This is a genomic window from Pseudomonas sp. GW821-FHT09D08 (assembly GCF_059416305.1).
Genome location: NZ_JBWKOX010000007.1, coordinates 243,672 through 262,788, shown reverse-complemented (window position 1 = coordinate 262,788; position 19,117 = coordinate 243,672). Strand labels below are relative to the sequence as shown.

Below are 19,117 nucleotides of genomic sequence, written 5' to 3'. Positions count from 1 at the left end.
TCACATTGGCTAAGGGGGCGGCAGCCCTTCCGGCATAGCAGACAAATGTTCGTGACAGGCCAGCCACGGGCCTTCTTGTTGTTCTGTGCGAGATCCTTGGCGTTTGAAGACAATGGTCTCGCGTTCCTGGCTAAAGAATTGCTCCCCGTTCATGCGCAGCTCGGTGGCCACGTCATGGATAAATATCGCCACGTCACCCTGCAGGCTGACCACGGCGTTACTTGAGGTGCAGGACAGCACCTCAAATCCTTCATCCCGGCGCCAGCTGTCCCACAACGCCTGGTAGGCATCGCGACTGAGCAGCGGTTGGGGGAGGGTGTAGAACACAAAGCTGGCATCGGCCGTGAACGCGCCGAAGTAGGCGGCGCGGTCGTTACGCGCAAAGGCCGACACCAGGTCGGCGGCGGCTTTCAATACCTGCGGCACGCTCATCAGCGGTGCGCCACGCCAGGCAGTACGCAGAGCATCTCGTACAGCAGGTTGGCGCCCAGCAGCGAGGTGTTGCCGGTGGTGTCGTAGGGCGGCGAAACTTCTACCAGATCACAACCAACCAGGTCGAGGCCCTGGCAGCCACGGATGATTTCGATTGCCTGGATGGTGGTCAGGCCGCCGATTTCCGGGGTGCCGGTGCCGGGCGCCCAGGCCGGGTCGATGCCGTCGATGTCGAAGCTCAGGTACACCGGGCCGCCGCCGACTTTTTCCCGCACCTCGGCCATCAGTGGCGCAAGGGAGTGGTGCCAGCATTCTTCGGCCTGTACTACGCGAAAGCCCTGTTTGCGGCTCCAGTTGAAGTCTTCGGCGGTATAGCCCTGGGCGCGCAGGCCGATCTGCACCACGCGGTCGCAATCGAGCAGGCCTTCTTCCACGGCGCGGCGGAAGGTGGTGCCGTGGGCGATTTTCTCGCCGAACATATGGTCGTTGACGTCGGCGTGGGCATCGATGTGCACCAGCCCGACCTTGCCGTGTTTCTTGTGGATCGCCCGCAGGATCGGCAGGGTGATGGTGTGGTCGCCGCCCAACGTCATCGGGATCACGTTGTGCTCGAGAATCTCATCGTAGGCCTCTTCGATGATGCGCACGGCGTCCAGCAGGTTGAAGGTGTTGATCGCCACGTCGCCAATGTCCGCCACCGACAGCGAGTCGAACGGCGCGGCACCGGTGGCCATGTTGTAGGGGCGGATCATTACCGACTCGGCGCGGATTTCACGCGGCCCGAAGCGAGTACCGGCGCGCAGCGAGGTGCCGATGTCCAGGGGCACGCCGATAAAGGCCGCATCCAGGCCCTTGGCCGATTGCAGGTGGGGAAGACGCATCATGGTGGCGATGCCGGCGAAGCGCGGCATTTCGTTGCCGCCCAGTGGTTGGTGGAAAATCTTGTCCACGGGATTGCCTCATCGTTGTTGTGTTTATCAGGGGCCGATTCTGCGAAAAGCGCAGGAAGGGAAGAATCGGCAGGGGCAAATACTTAGTTCAGGTTTTTCTAAACTAATGCGGGCAGGTAGACTGCCCACATCTACACCCGGAGCCGACCATGGCCAGCGCCTTGCCCGACCTGAAACTCCTGCGCATCTTCGTCAGCGTCGTGCGCCACCAGGGGTTCGCCAATGCCCAGCACGAACTCAACCTGTCCACCTCGGCCATCAGCACCTACATGAGCCAGTTGGAAAGTGCGTTGGGCCTGGTGCTGTGTCATCGCGGCCGGGGTGGGTTCAGCCTGACCAGCAAGGGCGAGCTGTTCCACCAGGAAACCTTGCGCCTGCTCGGCGAACTGGAAGGCTTCGAGCAATACGCCGCCGCGCTCAAGGGCGAGTTGCGCGGCACGCTCAAACTCGGCGTGCTCGACTCCACGGTGAGCGACAAGGCCTTGCCGTTCGCCGAGGTTATCGGCGCCTACAGCCTGGAGCACCCGGCGGTGCACCTGAATCTATCGGTGATGAGCCCCTACGAACTGCAACTCGGCGTGCAGGACAACCGCCTGGACCTGGCCATCGGTGCCTTCTCCAACCGCATGAGCGGGCTGATCTACATGCCGCTGTACCGCGAGCAACACTGGTTGTATTGCAGCACCCGCCATCCGTTGTTCAGCGAACGACGCATTCCCGAGCAGGTGATCACCCAGCAGCGCATGGTCGGGCGCGGCTACTGGAGCCAGGCCGAACTGGCGCGCCACGGCTTCAAACACAGCGCCGCGACGGTGGAAAGTATGGAGGCGCAGTTGATCCTGGTGCTCTCCGGTGCCTACATCGGCTACCTGCCCGAGCACTACGCCCAGGCCTGGGCCGACAAGGGCGACCTGCGCGTATTGCTGCCGGCGACCTTCGGCTACCAGGCGCCGTTCTCGATGATCATGCGCCGGGGCCGCAGCCGCGAACCGCTGATCCAGACCTTCCGCGATCTACTCAAAGCCCAGCTCAACCAGGCCTGAAAACCATGTCCCGACCCCACTGTTCCCGCTGCCTCAGGCCCGCCGCCCATTGCCTGTGCGCGCTGATTCCCAGCCTCGACAGCCGCACACGAGTGCTTGTTTTGCAGCACCCGAGCGAGGTCAACCATGCGCTCAATACCGCGCGGCTGGCGGCGTTGGGACTGAACAATGCACAGTTGGTGGTGGGCGAGGTCTTTGATGACTTGCCGACCCTGTTGAACCCGCCCGGCTATCAGGCGCGGCTGTTGTTTCCGGCTGACGATGCACAGCCGCTGCAAGCCTATGCACCCGGCGCCCAGCCGCTGTTACTGGTGGTGCCCGACGGCACCTGGCGCAAGGCGCGCAAACTGCTGCACCTCAATCCTGTGTTGGCGGCGTTGCCACGGGTCACGCTGGCTGAGGCCGCTGCGTCCCGCTATCGACTGCGCAAGGCGCCCGGACCGGGGGCGTTGTCGACGGTGGAGGCGATTGTGCAGGCGTTGCAGGTGCTGGAGGCGCCGGTGTCGTTCGAGCCGTTGCTCAAGCCGTTTGATGCATTGATCGAAGGGCAGATTGCGGCGATGGGGGAGGAGGTCTTTCGGAGAAATCATGGCGATGGGCATTTGCGCTAGGCGGGGTATCGAGGCGCGGCCATCGGGGGCAAGCCAGCACCTCCCTCGCTTATTCCTTTAAGCCATAAGCACCACACTTTGCGTGATATGGCCCGCCGACCTTTCCCGGTATGATGTTCGCCCCCGCAGTCTGGATTGCGAATACGCCATGACCTTGCAGTACCCTACAATCGCCGATTGCGTCGGCAACACGCCCCTGGTCCGCTTGCAACGTATGGCGGGTGAAACCAGCAATACCCTGTTGCTCAAGCTCGAAGGCAACAACCCGGCCGGCTCGGTGAAAGACCGCCCGGCGCTGTCGATGATCACCCGCGCCGAACTGCGCGGGCAGATCAAGCCCGGCGACACCCTGATCGAAGCCACCTCGGGTAATACCGGGATCGCCCTGGCCATGGCCGCCGCGATCAAGGGTTACAAGATGGTGCTGATCATGCCCGACAACGGCAGCGCCGAGCGCAAGGCGGCGATGACCGCCTATGGCGCCGAGTTGGTGCTGGTCACCCAGGAAGAAGGCATGGAAGGCGCCCGCGACCTCGCCGAGCGCATGGCCGCCGAAGGCCGTGGCCAGGTGCTGGACCAGTTCGCCAATGGGGACAACCCCGAAGCGCACTACACCACCACCGGTCCGGAAATCTGGCGCCAGACCCAGGGCACCATCACCCATTTCGTCAGTTCCATGGGCACCACCGGCACCATCATGGGCAACTCGCGCTACCTCAAGGAGCAGAACCCGGCGATCCAGATCGTCGGCCTGCAACCGATGGAAGGCGCGGCGATCCCAGGCATTCGTCGCTGGCCCGAAGAGTATTTGCCGAAGATCTACAACGCGACGCGCGTGGACCGCATCATCGACATGGCCCAGCGTGAAGCCGAAGACACCACCCGCCGTCTGGCGCGTGAAGAAGGCATCTTCTGCGGCGTGTCGTCCGGCGGCGCCGTGGCGGGTATGTTGCGCTTGTCCAAGGAAGTGGAAAACGCGGTGATCGTCGCGATCATCTGTGACCGAGGCGACCGTTACCTGTCGACCGGCATTTTCGACGAACCCAACTGATGGCCAAGCACGAGAGAGGCCTGCGCTTCCAACCGACGGGCGGCAGCCGGGCCCCACAGATTCCCGTGGGCAAGAAGCAACGCCTGACCATCGAGCGCCTGGCCAACGACGGCCGCGGCATCGTGTTCTTTGAAGGCCGCACCTGGTTTGTCAACGGTGCGCTGGCCGGCGAAGAGGTTGAAGCGCGGGTATTGGGTACCCACGGCAAGGTGGTCGAGGCCCGCACCGAGCGCGTGTTCACGGCCAGCGAACTGCGCCGTCCGGCGCCGTGCGCGCACTTCGGTCGCTGTGGCGGTTGCAGCGTGCAGCACTTGCCCCATGCCGAACAACTTGCCCTGAAACAGCGCATGCTCGCCGAGCAACTGTCCCGCGTGGCCGGTGTCGAACCGCAGGAGTGGGCCGCACCGTTGAGCGGGCCGGAGTTCGCTTACCGACGCCGCGCCCGGGTGGCCGTGCGCTGGGATGCCAAGGCGAAGAAGCTTGAGGTGGGTTTCCGCGCCGTGGCCAGCCAGGACATCGTCGCCATCGATGATTGCCCGGTGCTGGTACAGGCCTTGCAACCGATCATGCAGCGCCTGCCGAACATGCTGCGCCGCCTGAGCAAACCTCAGGCCCTGGGGCATGTGGAGTTGTTCAGTGGCTCGTCCGTCGCCGTGTTGCTGCGGCATATGGCGCCGTTGTCAGAGGCGGACCTGCTGATCCTGAAAGAATTCTGCAGCTTCCATGACGCCCAGCTGTGGCTGCAGGGTGAAGGTCAGCCGGAACCGATTGAGCCCGATCAGTCACTAGGTTTCCGATTGGACCCATGGGACCTGGAGTTGGCGTACCGACCGGGGGATTTTGTCCAGGTCAACGCCGGGGTCAACGAGGCGATGGTTGCCCAGGCCCTGGACTGGCTGGCGCCGCAGCCTGATGAGCGGGTGCTGGACCTGTTCTGCGGCCTGGGCAACTTTGCCTTGCCGCTGGCGAAACGGGTGCGCGACGTGGTGGCGGTGGAAGGTGTGCAGACCATGGTGGACCGGGCTGCGCAGAACGCCATCAGCCACAATTTGCATAATGCGCAGTTTTTTCAGGCCGATTTGTCCCAGCCGTTGACTGACGCGGAATGGGCCAAACAGGGCTTTTCTGCGGTACTCTTGGACCCACCCCGCGATGGTGCCCAAGAGGTTGTGCGTAAGCTCGCCACCCTGGGGGCCAAGCGCCTGGTGTATGTGTCCTGTAACCCGGCGACGCTGGCGCGGGACACGGTTGAGCTGGTCAAGCAAGGCTACCGGCTAAAACGTGCCGGGATCCTCGACATGTTTCCGCAGACAGCGCATGTCGAGGCCATGGCGTTATTTGAAGCGGGCTAGGATGCCCGTTTAATCCGACTGGCCTGCGTTCTCCAAGGCCTATGATCTGCCACGGAGCTCGCAGTAAAAAGGTCGGCGATGATTTTGGCGCATCCAAGGTGCGTCATAGGGAAGGTAAGCAAGATGGTACAGGTGAGAGCACACCAGCCGATCAACACCGACGGCAGTATCAATCTCGAGGCATGGCTGGATCATGCCATCAGTGTCGACCCGGCACTGGACCGTGAAGCCTTGAAAGCAGCCTGCGAGTTCGCTCGTGAGTCTGAGCAACAAGACAATGCAGCCAAGAACCTGTGGGCCGAAGGCACTTCCAGCTTTCGCACCGGGTTGGAAATCGCCGAGATCCTTGCCGATCTCAAGCTGGACCAGGACTCGCTGATCGCCGCCGTGCTCTATCGCGGCGTGCGTGAAGGGCACATCCAGTTGCCGACCGTCAGCCAGCGTTTTGGCGCGGTGGTGGCCAAGCTGATCGACGGCGTGCTGCGCATGGCCGCCATCAGCGCCAGCCTCAGCCCGCGCCAGTCCATGGTGCTGGGCACCCAGGGCCAGGTGGAAAACCTGCGCAAGATGCTGGTGGCGATGGTCGACGACGTACGTGTCGCCCTGATCAAGCTGGCCGAACGCACCTGCGCGATCCGTGCGGTGAAGACCGCCGACGATGAAAAGCGCAACCGCGTCGCCCGCGAAGTCTTCGACATCTACGCACCGCTGGCCCACCGCCTGGGTATCGGCCATATCAAGTGGGAGCTGGAGGACTTGTCCTTCCGCTACCTCGAACCTGATCAATACAAACAGATCGCCACGCTGCTGCACGAGCGGCGGCTCGACCGTGAGCGCTTTATCAGCGACGTGATGGGCCAGTTGCGCGCCGAGTTGCAGGCCACCGGGGTTGATGCCGACATCAGCGGCCGCGCCAAACACATCTACTCGATCTGGCGCAAAATGCAGCGCAAGGGCCTGGCCTTCAGCCAGATCTACGATGTGCGTGCGGTGCGCGTGCTGGTGCCGGAAATGCGCGACTGCTACACCGCGCTGGGTATCGTCCATACGCTGTGGCGGCACATTCCCAAGGAGTTCGACGACTACATCGCCAACCCCAAGGAAAACGGCTATCGCTCGCTGCACACCGCCGTGATCGGCCCCGAGGGCAAGGTGCTGGAAGTGCAGATCCGCACCCACGCCATGCACGAAGAGGCAGAGCTGGGCGTGTGCGCGCACTGGCGCTACAAGGGCACCGACGTCAAGGCCGGGTCCAACCAGTACGAGGAGAAAATCTCCTGGCTGCGCCAAGTGCTGGAATGGCACGAAGAACTCGGCGACATCGGCGGCCTGGCTGAACAGTTGCGCGTGGATATCGAGCCGGACCGGGTCTACATCTTTACCCCCGACGGCCATGCCATCGACTTGCCCAAGGGCGCGACGCCGCTGGACTTCGCCTACCGCGTGCACACCGAGATCGGCCATAACTGCCGGGGCGCCAAGATCAACGGGCGCATCGTGCCGCTCAACTACAGCCTGCAAACCGGCGAGCAGGTCGAGATCATCACCAGCAAGCACGGCACGCCGAGCCGCGACTGGCTGAACCCGAACCTGGGCTACATCACCACATCGCGGGCGCGGGCGAAGATCGTCCATTGGTTCAAGCTGCAGGCCCGCGACCAGAACGTCGCCGCCGGCAAGACCCTGCTCGAACGCGAGCTGGGCCGCCTGGGCCTGCCGCAGGTGGACTTCGACAAGCTGGCCGAAAAGGCCAACATGAAGATCGCCGAAGACATGTTCGCCGCCCTCGGTGCCGGCGACCTGCGCCTGGCGCAGCTGGTCAACCTGGCCCAGCAACTGGTCGAGCCGGAGCGCGGCAACGAACAACTGGAGCTGATCCCACGCAAGGCCACCGGCTACAAGCCCGGCAAGCGCGGCGATATCCAGATCCAGGGCGTCGGCAACCTGCTGACGCAAATCGCCGGCTGCTGCCAGCCGTTGCCGGGGGATGCCATCGTCGGCTACATCACCCAGGGCCGTGGCGTGAGCATTCACCGCCAGGACTGCGCCTCGGTGCTGCAGCTGGGTGGGCGTGAGCCGGAGCGGATTATCCAGGTCAGCTGGGGCCCGGTGCCGGTGCTCACCTACCCGGTGGACATCATCATCCGTGCCTACGACCGTTCCGGCCTGCTGCGCGACGTCTCGCAAGTGCTGCTCAATGAGCGCATCAACGTGTTGGCGGTCAACACCCGCTCGAATAAAGAGGACAACACCGCGTTGATGTCCCTGACCATCGAGATTCCGGGGTTGGACGCACTGGGGCGATTGCTGGGACGGATTTCCCAGTTGCCGAACATCATTGAGACGCGGCGCAACCGTACCCCATGATTCGCGCAATGAATGCAGGCTAAATGTGGGAGGGGGCTTGCTCCCACACTGATCGGACACAGAAGATGTATTCACTTGAAGACCTGCTGCACCTGATGAACCGCCTGCGGGACCCGCAATACGGGTGCCCGTGGGACATCAAGCAAACCTACGCGACCATTGTCCCGCACACCCTGGAAGAGGCCTACGAAGTGGCCGACGCCATTGAGCGCGGCGACTTTGATCATCTGCAGGGTGAGTTGGGCGACCTGTTGTTCCAGGTGGTGTATTACAGCCAGCTGGCGCGGGAAGAGGGACGTTTCGAATTTGCCGGGGTGATCGACAGCATCACCCGCAAACTGATTCGCCGCCATCCCCATGTGTTCCCGACCGGCGATCTGTATGCGCCGCTGGATACTCCTCACCTGAGTGAAGAACAGGTCAAGGAGCGTTGGGAGCAGATCAAGGCCGAGGAGCGTGCGGAAAAATCCGACGCGCCGGAGCAGTTGTCCCTGCTGGACGATGTGCCCAGCGCCTTGCCGTCCCTGTCCCGGGCCGCCAAATTGCAGAAGCGCGCCAGCCAGGTCGGCTTCGACTGGCCATCGGCGTTGCCGGTGGTGGATAACGTGCGCGAAGAGCTGGACGAAGTGCTCGAAGCCATGGCCGACAACGACCCGGAGGCCATCGCCGATGAAGTCGGTGACCTGCTGTTCGCGGCGGTCAACCTGGCCCGTCACCTCAAGGTCGACCCGGAAACCGCGCTGCGTGGCGCCAATGCCAAGTTCGAGCGACGCTTCCGATTTATCGAACAGGCATTGCGCGATACCCACCAACCCATAGAAGATTGCACCCTCGAAGAGTTGGACGCCCTGTGGGGCGAAGCCAAACGTCAGGAAAAGAACGTGTCCAGCTGCGGTTGAGCAGTTGCCTAAGTGAGTAAGCACCATGAGCCTTTCCCTTCGCGACCAGTTGCTCAAAGCAGGTCTGGTCAACCAAAAGCAGGCCAAGCAGGTCGGCAAAGAGAAACAGAAACAGCAGCGCCTGGTCCACAAGGGCCAGATCGAGGCCGATGACACCCAGGCTCGCCTGGCTGCCGAAGCGCAGGCCGAGAAGGTCAAGCGTGACCAGGAGCTGAACCGCCAGCAGCAGGAAAAAGCCGAGGCCAAGGCCCGTACGGCCCAGGTCAAGCAACTGATCGAAACCTCGCGCCTGCCTAAGCTCACGACCGAGGACTACTACAACTTCGTGGATGACAAGAAGGTCAAGCGCCTGTCGGTCAACACGTTGATGCGCAACAAGCTGAGCAACGGCTCCCTGGCCATCGTGCATCACGGTGGCGGCTACGAGGTGATCCCCCGTGAAGCCGCGCTGAAGATCCAGGAGCGCGCCCCGGAACGTATCGTGCAGCTCAATATCCTGACCGAAAGCCAGGTGCCGGATGAGGATGATCCGTACGCGGCCTACCAGATCCCGGATGATTTGATGTGGTAAGGCTGTAGCTAAGAATTGTGGTGAGCAGGCTTGCCCTGCGTTGGGCTGCGAAGCAGCCCCAGAACACACAAACCCCGCTCAAAAGGCGGGGTTTGTGTTTTACAGGCCCCCCAGCTGCGTGGGGCTGGGGGGCCTACAGGATTTCGAAGTTTCAGGAGCTTTGCGTCTGGCGTTTCATCTCAAGGGCTTCGAGCTCGTTTTTATAATTATGAGCGTCGCTCTCGTTGTGAAACATGCCGACCAGCAGGTCTTGTTGGTGGACATCCCAGATGTGAATCCCATGGCCCAGCGCTTCGTGGGACATATGTTCGTCGTCGCGTTCAGTTACTTTTACAGTCATCTGCTTGCTCCAATTTCTGGTGGGTATGCGGCAAGTCGTCGCAGGTCTTTTTATACGGTTTGTTAGCTTGCTAAGTAAACCGCTTTAGAGGTTTATGACAGAAGTTTCATGTTGGGCACCATCGGGAGCAAGCTCCCTCCCACAGGGGAAAGTGTTCGCAGTTCAAATGTGGGAGGGGGCTTGCTCCCGATGACGGCAGACACTTGAACCCAAAACCCCTGACGAAAAAAAGCCCCGCATTCAGCGAGGCTCTTGTTCAGCTCATCCGCGCACTCAGTTGCCTTTGACAGCCTTGCCGTCAACGGTACCGTCTTGCAGCATGATGTTGTATTCCTTGCCGTCGGTCTCAACCTGACGCAGGGCAACCAGGATGCCGCCCTGGTCCTTGGCAAACCACATCTGGGTGATGCGCTTGCTTTGAGTCGGGTCGCGTACGCGCTCGACCTTGATCGCGTCAATGCTGCCGACCTTGGTCTGGACCTTTTCCGGGCCGATCACGCGGAAGTCGTAGGTGTCGACGTCGGTGCCTTCAACCACGTTGTAGCTCATGCTTTTCTTGCCGGCTGCCACGTCGCGCTGCAAGGCCAACTGGTAGGTCGACTTGTCGAGCATGCCGCTTTGCAGGGGCACATTGACCGGGTCTTTGTTTTCAAAGCCCGTGACTTTCTTGGTCGACGGGTCGAAGTCCAGGTTGATCTTCTTGGTCTTGCCCAGGCCGCCGCGTTCGAAGGCATAGCTCTTCGGTTGCAGGGTGTCCTTGTCGAACAGGATCACGCTGGTTTCGGTCAGGCTGGCGATCATCATGGAAGCCTTGAAGTTCAAGGTCCAGGTGCCGTCACCGTTCTTGGTCAGGCTGCGTTCCGCCGAACCACTCATGGGCAACTGTTTCCAGTCGGCGGTGTAGCTGGCGGAGAACGGGTGTAGATCTGCCGCTTGCACGGCAGGCAAGGCGAACAGCGCAAAAGCGAAGAGCAAGGCGCGACGCATAAAATCTCCTAGGTTCGAATCAAGTGGCCGCTGGCCGCAAGTAACTGACCGTCCAATAATGCACCCTGGTCACCAAGAATCAACCGCCCCTCGGCAAACCAGCGCACAGCCAGCGGGTAAATCCTGTGTTCCTGGGTATGCACCCGTTGCGCAAGGGTCTGCGCCGAGTCGTCAGACTCTACCGGAACCACTGCCTGTACGACCAGAGGCCCGCCATCGAGTTCCTCGGTAACGAAGTGCACACTGCAGCCATGCTCGTTGTCACCGGCATCCAGCGCGCGCTGGTGCGTGTGCATGCCTTTGTATTTGGGCAGCAGGGAAGGGTGGATATTCAGCAGGCGCCCTTCGTAGTGCCGCACGAAACCAGCGCTGAGAATGCGCATGAAACCGGCCAGTACCACGAGTTGGGGGTTGAAGGCGTCGATCAGTTCGACCAGGGCGCTGTCGAAGGCCTCGCGGCCTTCGAAAGCCTTGTGATCCAGCGAACGGGTTTCGATACCCGCGTCCCTGGCGCGTTGCAGGCCGTAGGCGTCGCTGCGGTTGGAGATCACCGCAGCGATGCGCACCGGGCTGTCGCCGGTGCGCGCGCTGTCGATCAGGGCCTGCAAGTTACTGCCGGTGCCGGAGAGCAGCACCACGACATCACAGGTCTGGGACATCAATGCGCCTTGAGGTTCTTCAGTTCAACCTGAGCAGCGCCTTCGGCGGCGGTGGCGATCTGGCCGATGACCCAAGGCTGCTCGCCGGCTTCACGCAATACGTTCAGCGCGGTTTCAACGTGTTCCTGCGCCACGCAGATCACCATGCCCACGCCGCAGTTCAGCACGCGGTGCATTTCGGTTTCATTGACGTTGCCTTTTTCCTGCAGCCAGTCGAATACCGCAGGACGCTGCCAACTGGCCACGTCGACGATCGCCTGGGCGCCTTTTGGCAGTACGCGCGGGATGTTGTCCAGCAGGCCGCCGCCGGTGATGTGGGCCATGGCCTTGACCGCGCCGGTGTCCTTGATCAGCTTGAGCAGCGGCTTGACGTAGATGCGGGTCGGGGCCATCAGCAGGTCGGTCAGCGGCTTGCCGTCGAGCTGGATGTTCTCGATGTCGGCACCGGACACTTCGATGATCTTGCGGATCAGCGAGTAGCCGTTGGAGTGCGGGCCGGAGGATGGCAGGGCGAGCAGGGCGTCGCCGGCAGCCACTTTGGAGCCGTCGATGATCTCGGCTTTTTCCACCACGCCGACGCAGAAGCCGGCCAGGTCGTAGTCTTCGCCTTCGTACATGCCTGGCATTTCAGCGGTTTCGCCACCGACCAGGGAGCAACCCGACAGTTCGCAGCCGGCGCCGATGCCGGTCACCACCTGGGTGGCGGTCTCGACGTTCAGCTTGCCGGTGGCATAGTAGTCGAGGAAGAACAACGGCTCGGCACCGCATACCACCAGGTCGTTGACGCACATGGCCACCAGGTCGATGCCGATGCTGTCGTGCTTGTTCAGGTTCAGTGCCAGGCGCAGCTTGGTGCCCACACCGTCGGTACCGGAAACCAATACAGGCTGCTTGTAGCCGGCCGGGATCTCGCAGAGGGCGCCAAAACCGCCCAGGCCGCCCATGACTTCGGGGCGCGCAGTGCGCTTGGCAACGCTCTTGATGCGTTCGACCAATGCTTCACCGGCGTCGATGTCTACACCGGCGTCCTTGTAGCTCAGGGAGGGTTGCTTGCTCATGATCCAGGCCTTTAGGGGGGATTCAGGGGTAACGACCGAGCGGGCAGGCGCTTTTGGTAAAAGGCCCAGCCGTTGACGGTCTGCGAAGGCGCGCGATTTTATCAGGCTTGAGGGGCAGCGGCCATCCTCGGGCCGACGGGCAGGGCAGATAGATTTAAAAAAGCAGGTTAAAAAAATGCTGATCGGGTCTGTTCAGGCACGTATTAAGGTATAGCCTTTAAACCGCTGTCGTTAATGACATGGCGAAAACTTACCGGGACCCCGTGAATGTTTTAGTTGTCGCTGTGGTCACAGCCTGGCTACACCGATTTCACGCGGTCTGTTCCAGCCGCTAAATTTGTCGTTCGGGAATCTTCCATGCGTCTGTGTAATGTCTTTTTTGTAGGCTGCTTGTCGTTGATCAGCCTGGCGAGTCATGCCGAAACCCTCAATGGCCTGTACCAGGTACTCGAACCCGTCAGCAGCCAAGCGCCGCAAGAGCGCGACCAGGCGACCCAGCGCGCGGTGGAAACCCTGGTGATTCGCCTGACCGGCGACGCCAAGGCCGCGCAAGGCCCGGGCCTGGCGGCGATTCGCAAGGATCCGCAGCAAATCATCACTCAATACGGTTACGACGCCGGCCCGCCCGAGAGCCTGCAAGTGGACTTCGATCCGGTCAGCACTGATCGCGCCTTGCGTGACGCCGGCCTGTCGATCTGGGGCAGCAATCGGCCATCGATCCTCGGCTGGTGGCTGAACGACTCCACCGAAGGCAGCAGCCTGGTCGGCGATGGCCAGGCCGCTGCCCAGGCGCTGCGTCGTGCGGCACAGCACCGTGGCTTGCCATTGCGCCTGCCCCTGGGGGATCTGGATGAACAGGTGGTCGCCACCGCGCCGAATCTTGAAAGCGCCGATGCCACGCCATTGCGCGCCGCGTCCGAGCGCTACGGTGCCGACGCCTTGCTGGCCGTGCATGCACGCCAGGAAGGCAATCAATGGCAGGCCAAATGGCGACTGTGGCTGGGTGACAAGAGCGAGCAGGGCACCGCGCAAGGCGCCGACACGGGCGCGCTGGCCGATGCAGTCATGCTGGCGGTCAGCCAAAAACTGGCGCCGCGCTTTGCGGTCAAGCCCGGTGTGAGCACCGAGCAACTGCTGGAAGTGCAGGGCATGAACCTGGAGCGTTACGCGGCCCTGGGGCACCTGCTTGAGCCGTTTGGCGGCCAGCCGCAATGGGTGGATGGCAATCGTATTGTGTATCGGGTCAACGGCAGCGCCGATCAGTTGCGTACCCAGTTGAGCCTGGCCAAGTTGCAGGAAGTGCCTGCCGGTGAGGCCCCGGCGCAGCAGCCTGCGGTCGATGGCACACAACCGGCAGCGGCACCTGCGCCCCAGGCGCAACTGCATTTTCGTTGGTAAAAGTTCTTCCTATATAGATAGAAGCAAATAATGGAGTGGTTTATGGCGGATACGCGTCGTTGGGTGTGGCTTGGCGGGATCGTCCTGCTGTGCGTTTTTGTGTTCCTGCTGCATTCGATCCTGACGCCGTTCCTGGTTGCGTTGCTGCTCGCCTATCTGTTCGATCCCGTGGTGGATCGCCTGGAAAAAGCCGGTCTGTCGCGGACCTTGGGCGTGGTTGCGGTGTTTGCACTGTTCACGTTGATCATCACCGCGCTGGTGCTGGTGCTGGTGCCGATGCTGGCCAAGCAACTGTTTCGTCTTTATGAGCTGGCACCGCAGATGCTCGACTGGCTGCAGCACACGGCGATGCCGTGGGCCCAGGCCAAGTTGGGCCTGTCGGATGGTTTCTGGAAGTTCGACAAGGTCAAGGCGGCGATCAGCGAGCACATGGGCCAGACCACCGATATTGTGGGGGTGATCCTCAGCCAGGCGACCGCCTCCAGCCTGGCGCTGATCGGCTGGCTGACCAACCTGGTGCTGATTCCGGTGGTGGCGTTCTACCTGCTGCGCGATTGGGACATCATGATGGCCAAGATCCGCAGCCTGCTGCCCCGCAACCGTGAAGAGCGCATCGTGGCCCTGGCCGGCGAGTGCCATGAGGTGCTTGGCGCCTTTGTGCGCGGGCAGTTGCTGGTGATGCTGGCACTGGGGATCATCTACGCGGCGGGCTTGATGGCCATCGGCCTGGAGCTGGGCCTGTTGATCGGCCTGATCGCCGGCCTTGCCGCTATCGTGCCGTATATGGGCTTTGTGATCGGGATCGGTGCGGCGTTGGTGGCTGGTCTGTTCCAGTTTGGCGGCGACCTGTATCCGATGCTGGGGATTGTCGCGGTGTTCATGGTCGGCCAGGCCCTGGAAGGTATGGTGCTCACGCCGCTGCTGGTGGGGGATCGGATTGGCCTGCACCCGGTGGCGGTGATCTTTGCGATCCTGGCGGGCGGTGAGCTGTTCGGCTTTACCGGCATTCTGCTGGCACTGCCGGTGGCAGCGGTGATCATGGTGCTGGTGCGTCATGTGCACGATCTGTACAAGGATTCCGACGCCTATACGGGGGTCGAAGACCCCGACCTGTAACCGCTGCGTCATAAACCCGGCTTCGGCCGGGTTTGTTGTTTATGGGGCTAGGGCGTCAAACAATCCGCTCAAAACCGGCAAGTTAACGCAAACCTTTGATTTTGCTTGTGGTCTGCTGCATTGTGCGCCCGGCGTCACGGGTATAAACTTTGCAAACTTTACACAGAGGCCACTAACGGTTCGATGGGAGCCGTTCAGTCAGCATGAAACCGATTCAGCTGCCCTTAGGTGTGCGTCTGCGTGATGACGCTACCTTTATCAATTACTACCCAGGCGCCAATGCCGCTGCACTCGGCTATGTCGAGCGGCTCTGCGAAGCCGACGCCGGGTGGACCGAAAGCCTGATCTATCTGTGGGGTAAACACGGCGTCGGGCGTACCCACCTGTTGCAGGCCGCTTGCCTGCGTTTCGAGCAGATGGGCGAGCCGGCGGTTTACCTGCCCCTGGCCGAGTTGATGGATCGCGGCATCGGGATCTTCGACAACCTTGAGCAATACGAACTGGTGTGCCTGGACGATCTGCAGGCAGTGGCCGGCAAGGCGGATTGGGAAGAGGCGCTGTTCCATCTGTTCAACCGCCTGCGTGACAGCGGCCGGCGCTTGTTGATTGCCGCCTCCACCTCGCCACGGGAGTTACCGGTGAAGCTGGCCGACCTCAAGTCGCGCCTGACCCTGGCGCTGATCTTCCAGATGCGCCCACTCTCCGACGAAGACAAACTGCGGGCCCTGCAATTGCGCGCATCCCGTCGCGGCCTGCACCTCACCGATGAAGTCGGGCACTTTATCCTCACCCGTGGCACCCGCAGCATGAGCGCGTTGTTCGATTTGCTCGAGCAACTCGATCAGGCCTCCCTGCAGGCTCAACGAAAATTGACGATCCCTTTTCTCAAGGAAACGTTGGGCTGGTAACCGCTTGAATCTACGGGGTTCGGCAATTTACAGGCGCCAGAAATCCTGCGTTTAAGCCACGTTGGCTACGCATGTGAACCGATAAATGGAATTACGGCTTAGATGTCATAGTCCAATCGCGAAGTCACATAGATCACGATTGAATTTGCAAATCGATGTGATAGAAGGCATAGTCTCGACTTCTTTACATACCAGCCACGGTCGTGCCCATGCTAAATCGCTTCGCACCCCTCGTGCCCCTCGCACTCGTTACCCTGTTGTTTGGTTGCGCCTCCCACCCTCAACAGGTGGTTGAGCAGCAAAAACCTCAACAACAGTCCCAGGCAAAATTCGTTGCTGCACAGTCTGCTTCTGTCTATGAAGAAGAGGTCGCAACCGAAAAGGAACTGGCCGATTTCTCCGGCAACAAGCCTTACCAGCTTCCAGTCCTGGCCGACAGCATCCTCGAACGCGGCATGTCCCTGATCGGTACCCGTTACCGTTTCGGCGGTACCTCTGAAGCCGGTTTCGACTGCAGCGGTTTCATCGGCTACCTGTTTCGTGAAGAAGCTGGCATGAACCTGCCACGCTCCACTCGCGAAATGATCAACGTGAAAGCACCGTTGGTCGCGCGCAACAACCTCAAGCCCGGTGATCTGCTTTTCTTCAGTACTGCAGGCCGTGGTCGCGTAAGCCATGCCGGTATCTACCTGGGCGATAACCAGTTTATCCACTCCAGCAGCCGTCGCAGTGGCGGTGTTCGAGTCGACAGCCTGGGTGACAGCTACTGGAGCAAAACCTTCATCGAAGCCAAGCGCGCACTCGCCATGGCCCCGACTACGGTTACCGCCAGTAAGTAAACTTAAAGTGATACTTGAAGTTTGACGTGTAAGCGCTAGAATCCCTGGACATTGTTGTAATCCGTTCGCGCGAGCTTTGCTTGCGCGTTCTGGTTTTCAGCGTTCGGCAGCGATAGCCGCATCCAGACCAGGATTGTTCTGCACATGTCGACCTCAGCCCGCCTGCTCCTTATTCTCTGCGCCGCGCTTATCAGCGCCTGCGCCAGCCGGCCGCCACCCGCTCCCGTTGCGGTCAAGCCCAAGCCGGTATTCAACTATTCCACCCAGAATTTCTCGCCTGCGGCCGAAGACGTGCTCTTTCGTGCACTGGGCCTGGTCGGCACGCCTTACCGTTGGGGCGGCAACACGCCGGACTCGGGGTTTGATTGCAGTGGCCTGATCGGCTTCGTCTTCCGCGACGCCGCCGGCATTTCCCTGCCGCGCACCACTCGCGAACTGATTGTGATGCGCGCCCAGGATGTCAGCGAGCAGAACCTGCAGACCGGCGACCTGCTGTTCTTTGCCACCGGTGGCGGTTCCCAGGTCAGCCACGCCGGCATCTATGTGGGCGAAGGCCGCTTTGTGCACGCGCCGCAGACCGGCGGTACGGTCAAGCTGGACACCTTGTCCAAGGCGTATTGGCAGAATGCCTATCTGAGCGCCAAGCGTGTGTTGCCAGCAAACCTGGCACGTAATCCCTGAACCAAATGTGGGAGGGGGCTTGCCCCCGATAGCGAAGCATCAGTCACAGTATCTGTGCCTGACCCACTGCTATCGGGAGCAAGCCCCCTCCCACATTGGTTTTGTGATGCTTCTGGGGGCGTTTATTTAGCGGCCGACACCCGCCACACCTTATTCCCCACATCATCCGCCACCAGCAAATCCCCTTGCTGATCGATCACCACGCCCACCGGCCGGCCCATGGCGTTCTCATCTTTATCGAGAAACCCGGTCAGCACGTCCACCGGCTGCCCTTTAGGCTGGCCTGCCTCGAACGGTACGAAGATCACCTTGTAGCCACTGTGGGGCTTGCGATTCCACGAGCCATGCTGGCCGATGAACGCGCCGTTGCTGAACGGCGCCGGCAGTTTGCTGCCCTCGGCGAACGTCAGGCCCAAAGACGCGGTGTGCGGCCCTACCGCATAGTCCGGCACGATTGCCTTGGCCACCAGGTCCAGGTTCTGCGGCGTGACGCGTACATCCACATGCTGGCCGTAATAGCTGAAGGGCCAGCCATAGAACCCGCCATCCTTGACCGAGGTGATGTAGTCCGGCACCAGGTCGCTGCCGATCTCGTCGCGCTCGTTTACCGCCGTCCATAGCTTGCCGCTCTGGGGTTCCCAGGCCATGCCGTTAGGGTTGCGCAGGCCGGAAGCGAAAATGCGCTGCTGGCCGCTGGCGCGATCCACTTCCCAGATAGCCGCCCGGCCCTGTTCCGCCTCAAGACCGTTCTCACCGACGTTGCTGTTGGAGCCGACGCTCACGTACAGCTTGCTGCCGTCCTTGCTGGCGATCACGTTCTTGGTCCAGTGATGATTCAGGGGGCCGCCCGGCAGGTCGACCACCTTGGTGCCAACTGCCTTGATCGCGGTTTCGCCCGCTTGATAGGGGAAGCGCAGCAGCTTGTCCGAATCGGCGACGTACAGGTCATTGCCGACCAGTGTCATACCGAAGGGCGAGTTGAGGTTTTCCAGGAACACCGTACGGGTCTCGGCAACACCATCGTGATCGGCGTCGCGCAGCAGGGTAATGCGATTGGGGCTCGGTACACCGGCACCGGCGCGGCCCATGACCTTCTCCATGACCCAGCCGCGAATGCCCTTGGAATCATCCGGCTTGGGCGGCGCATTGGTTTCTGCCACCAGCACATCGCCATTGGGCAATACATACAGCCAGCGCGGGTGATCCAGGCCTTCGGCGAACGCCGCCACTTGGGTGCCGGCCGCTGCCGTTGGCTTCACGCCCTCCGGCCAGCCGATAGCCGGGGCAATGTTCACCGTGGGAATCAGGGTTTTGTTCGGCTCCGGTAGCTGCGGCGACGGCCCGGTGCCGTCGGACACCTGCAGGGTGGAGCTTTCACCGCAGGCGGCGAGGGTGCCGGCGAGCATGATGAGCAGGGCGAGTCTGGTTTTATGCATGGTGTTCTCCTTGATACCTGTAAGGGTAGAGGAGGGCGCTGGTGCGATGGTTCAAGTGCAAGGCCAGCTTTAATTGACGCTCCACCCCCAACCCACTAACCTTCGCGGCTTGTTCCAGGTGCTCTGTGACCCATGGGTCGACCGAGTGAAACAGGGAAGCCGGTGAGCGAGCGCACTTGTACACAGTGCTGCCGCGATTCCGGCGCTGCCCCCGCAACGGTAAATGAGTCAAGACGGTGCCTTTTGCCACTGTATCGCCCGCGATATGGGAAGGCGCGCCGTCGGCGTGTTCGCTCTGTCGATGAGCCAGCGCACCACTCATGAGCCCGGAGACCGGCCTGGATCATCCAACAGCATCACGGTGGGCGATGCTTGGCTGTCTGTTTTTTCCTGCCTGCCGTTTTTGTCCAGCCCCAATG

19 protein-coding genes and 1 riboswitch are annotated in these 19,117 nt (G+C 61.6%); of the genes, 12 read left to right on the top strand and 7 right to left on the bottom strand.

What is annotated here, in order from left to right; genetic code table 11:
• Positions 1 to 9: 9 nt before the first annotated feature.
• Positions 10 to 432, bottom strand: coding sequence for a YybH family protein (locus tag AC07OP_RS15520; protein ID WP_027603786.1), 423 nt, complete (start codon positions 430 to 432; stop codon positions 10 to 12).
• Positions 432 to 1,382 carry an agmatinase gene (gene speB, locus AC07OP_RS15515; protein ID WP_027603787.1) on the bottom strand — a complete coding sequence of 317 codons (951 nt, stop codon included), beginning with the start codon at positions 1,380 to 1,382 and terminating at the stop codon, positions 432 to 434. The genes AC07OP_RS15520 and speB overlap by 1 nt, the downstream gene beginning before the upstream one ends.
• Positions 1,383 to 1,531: 149 nt before the next feature.
• On the opposite strand from speB, the gene AC07OP_RS15510 reads away from it, so the two are divergent.
• From AC07OP_RS15510 to AC07OP_RS15480, 7 genes are all read left to right on the top strand, one after another.
• Positions 1,532 to 2,425: a LysR family transcriptional regulator gene (locus AC07OP_RS15510; protein WP_065924693.1), complete on the top strand. Its 894-nt coding sequence runs from the start codon at positions 1,532 to 1,534 to the stop codon at positions 2,423 to 2,425.
• A 5-nt stretch (positions 2,426 to 2,430) separates the two neighbouring features.
• Positions 2,431 to 3,036, top strand: coding sequence for a tRNA-uridine aminocarboxypropyltransferase (locus AC07OP_RS15505; protein WP_495100685.1), 606 nt, complete (start codon positions 2,431 to 2,433; stop codon positions 3,034 to 3,036).
• Positions 3,037 to 3,184: 148 nt separating this feature from the next.
• A complete protein-coding gene (cysM, locus tag AC07OP_RS15500) occupies positions 3,185 to 4,087 on the top strand; it encodes a cysteine synthase CysM (RefSeq protein ID WP_015885254.1) in 903 nt (300 codons plus the stop codon).
• Entirely contained in the window at positions 4,087 to 5,439 is a 1,353-nt protein-coding gene (gene rlmD, locus AC07OP_RS15495; protein ID WP_495100686.1) for a 23S rRNA (uracil(1939)-C(5))-methyltransferase RlmD, read from the top strand. The genes cysM and rlmD overlap by 1 nt, the downstream gene beginning before the upstream one ends.
• A gap of 123 nt (positions 5,440 to 5,562) precedes the next feature.
• Entirely contained in the window at positions 5,563 to 7,806 is a 2,244-nt protein-coding gene (gene relA, locus AC07OP_RS15490) for a GTP diphosphokinase (protein WP_027603791.1), read from the top strand.
• A gap of 65 nt (positions 7,807 to 7,871) precedes the next feature.
• Positions 7,872 to 8,705, top strand: coding sequence for a nucleoside triphosphate pyrophosphohydrolase (gene mazG, locus AC07OP_RS15485; protein WP_495100687.1), 834 nt, complete (start codon positions 7,872 to 7,874; stop codon positions 8,703 to 8,705).
• A gap of 25 nt (positions 8,706 to 8,730) precedes the next feature.
• Positions 8,731 to 9,276, top strand: coding sequence for a DUF2058 domain-containing protein (locus tag AC07OP_RS15480; RefSeq protein ID WP_010208656.1), 546 nt, complete (start codon positions 8,731 to 8,733; stop codon positions 9,274 to 9,276).
• Between the two features lie 151 nt (positions 9,277 to 9,427).
• Here AC07OP_RS15480 and AC07OP_RS15475 read toward each other — a convergent pair whose 3' ends face one another.
• The 4 genes from AC07OP_RS15475 to purM form a co-directional block, all read right to left on the bottom strand.
• The gene (locus tag AC07OP_RS15475; protein WP_065940603.1) at positions 9,428 to 9,616 is read right to left on the bottom strand and encodes a hypothetical protein; all 189 of its coding nucleotides are present in this window, start codon (positions 9,614 to 9,616) and stop codon (positions 9,428 to 9,430) included.
• A 273-nt stretch (positions 9,617 to 9,889) separates the two neighbouring features.
• Entirely contained in the window at positions 9,890 to 10,603 is a 714-nt protein-coding gene (locus AC07OP_RS15470) for a DUF3108 domain-containing protein (protein ID WP_065940602.1), read from the bottom strand.
• A gap of 8 nt (positions 10,604 to 10,611) precedes the next feature.
• A complete protein-coding gene (gene purN, locus AC07OP_RS15465) occupies positions 10,612 to 11,262 on the bottom strand; it encodes a phosphoribosylglycinamide formyltransferase (protein ID WP_495100688.1) in 651 nt (216 codons plus the stop codon).
• The gene (gene purM / locus AC07OP_RS15460) at positions 11,262 to 12,320 is read right to left on the bottom strand and encodes a phosphoribosylformylglycinamidine cyclo-ligase (RefSeq protein ID WP_014719398.1); all 1,059 of its coding nucleotides are present in this window, start codon (positions 12,318 to 12,320) and stop codon (positions 11,262 to 11,264) included. Before purM ends, purN begins: the two co-directional genes overlap by 1 nt.
• A gap of 357 nt (positions 12,321 to 12,677) precedes the next feature.
• On the opposite strand from purM, the gene AC07OP_RS15455 reads away from it, so the two are divergent.
• The 5 genes from AC07OP_RS15455 (at position 12,678) to AC07OP_RS15435 (ending at position 17,262) form a co-directional block, all read left to right on the top strand.
• Positions 12,678 to 13,718: a DUF2066 domain-containing protein gene (locus AC07OP_RS15455; protein ID WP_495100689.1), complete on the top strand. Its 1,041-nt coding sequence runs from the start codon at positions 12,678 to 12,680 to the stop codon at positions 13,716 to 13,718.
• Positions 13,719 to 13,760: 42 nt separating this feature from the next.
• A complete protein-coding gene (locus AC07OP_RS15450; RefSeq protein ID WP_065940599.1) occupies positions 13,761 to 14,834 on the top strand; it encodes an AI-2E family transporter in 1,074 nt (357 codons plus the stop codon).
• Between the two features lie 203 nt (positions 14,835 to 15,037).
• A complete protein-coding gene (gene hda, locus AC07OP_RS15445) occupies positions 15,038 to 15,742 on the top strand; it encodes a DnaA regulatory inactivator Hda (protein WP_027603798.1) in 705 nt (234 codons plus the stop codon).
• A 209-nt stretch (positions 15,743 to 15,951) separates the two neighbouring features.
• Positions 15,952 to 16,581: a C40 family peptidase gene (locus AC07OP_RS15440; RefSeq protein WP_027603799.1), complete on the top strand. Its 630-nt coding sequence runs from the start codon at positions 15,952 to 15,954 to the stop codon at positions 16,579 to 16,581.
• A 144-nt stretch (positions 16,582 to 16,725) separates the two neighbouring features.
• Complete coding sequence (locus AC07OP_RS15435; protein WP_027603800.1) at positions 16,726 to 17,262, top strand: C40 family peptidase; 537 nt, start codon at positions 16,726 to 16,728, stop codon at positions 17,260 to 17,262.
• 122 nt (positions 17,263 to 17,384) lie between these two features.
• On the opposite strand, the gene AC07OP_RS15430 is transcribed toward AC07OP_RS15435, so the two are convergent.
• The gene (locus AC07OP_RS15430) at positions 17,385 to 18,698 is read right to left on the bottom strand and encodes a PQQ-dependent sugar dehydrogenase (RefSeq protein WP_495100690.1); all 1,314 of its coding nucleotides are present in this window, start codon (positions 18,696 to 18,698) and stop codon (positions 17,385 to 17,387) included.
• A 99-nt stretch (positions 18,699 to 18,797) separates the two neighbouring features.
• Positions 18,798 to 19,054: riboswitch (cobalamin riboswitch) on the top strand.
• The last annotated feature ends 63 nt before the right edge of the window (positions 19,055 to 19,117 follow it).

Bases quoted from the DNA above. Each gene is read 5' to 3' on its own strand.
- AC07OP_RS15505 (WP_495100685.1), top strand. From the start codon at position 2,431: ATGTCCCGACCCCACTGTTCCCGCTGCCTCAGGCCCGCCGCCCATTGC.
- AC07OP_RS15455 (WP_495100689.1), top strand. From the start codon at position 12,678: ATGCGTCTGTGTAATGTCTTTTTTGTAGGCTGCTTGTCGTTGATCAGC.
- AC07OP_RS15430 (WP_495100690.1), bottom strand. From the start codon at position 18,698: ATGCATAAAACCAGACTCGCCCTGCTCATCATGCTCGCCGGCACCCTC.
- purM (WP_014719398.1), bottom strand. From the start codon at position 12,320: ATGAGCAAGCAACCCTCCCTGAGCTACAAGGACGCCGGTGTAGACATC.
- relA (WP_027603791.1), top strand. From the start codon at position 5,563: ATGGTACAGGTGAGAGCACACCAGCCGATCAACACCGACGGCAGTATC.
- AC07OP_RS15510 (WP_065924693.1), top strand. From the start codon at position 1,532: ATGGCCAGCGCCTTGCCCGACCTGAAACTCCTGCGCATCTTCGTCAGC.
- AC07OP_RS15520 (WP_027603786.1), bottom strand. From the start codon at position 432: ATGAGCGTGCCGCAGGTATTGAAAGCCGCCGCCGACCTGGTGTCGGCC.
- mazG (WP_495100687.1), top strand. From the start codon at position 7,872: ATGTATTCACTTGAAGACCTGCTGCACCTGATGAACCGCCTGCGGGAC.
- rlmD (WP_495100686.1), top strand. From the start codon at position 4,087: ATGGCCAAGCACGAGAGAGGCCTGCGCTTCCAACCGACGGGCGGCAGC.
- AC07OP_RS15475 (WP_065940603.1), bottom strand. From the start codon at position 9,616: ATGACTGTAAAAGTAACTGAACGCGACGACGAACATATGTCCCACGAA.
- hda (WP_027603798.1), top strand. From the start codon at position 15,038: ATGAAACCGATTCAGCTGCCCTTAGGTGTGCGTCTGCGTGATGACGCT.
- AC07OP_RS15440 (WP_027603799.1), top strand. From the start codon at position 15,952: ATGCTAAATCGCTTCGCACCCCTCGTGCCCCTCGCACTCGTTACCCTG.
- AC07OP_RS15470 (WP_065940602.1), bottom strand. From the start codon at position 10,603: ATGCGTCGCGCCTTGCTCTTCGCTTTTGCGCTGTTCGCCTTGCCTGCC.
- AC07OP_RS15480 (WP_010208656.1), top strand. From the start codon at position 8,731: ATGAGCCTTTCCCTTCGCGACCAGTTGCTCAAAGCAGGTCTGGTCAAC.
- purN (WP_495100688.1), bottom strand. From the start codon at position 11,262: ATGTCCCAGACCTGTGATGTCGTGGTGCTGCTCTCCGGCACCGGCAGT.
- AC07OP_RS15450 (WP_065940599.1), top strand. From the start codon at position 13,761: ATGGCGGATACGCGTCGTTGGGTGTGGCTTGGCGGGATCGTCCTGCTG.
- cysM (WP_015885254.1), top strand. From the start codon at position 3,185: ATGACCTTGCAGTACCCTACAATCGCCGATTGCGTCGGCAACACGCCC.
- AC07OP_RS15435 (WP_027603800.1), top strand. From the start codon at position 16,726: ATGTCGACCTCAGCCCGCCTGCTCCTTATTCTCTGCGCCGCGCTTATC.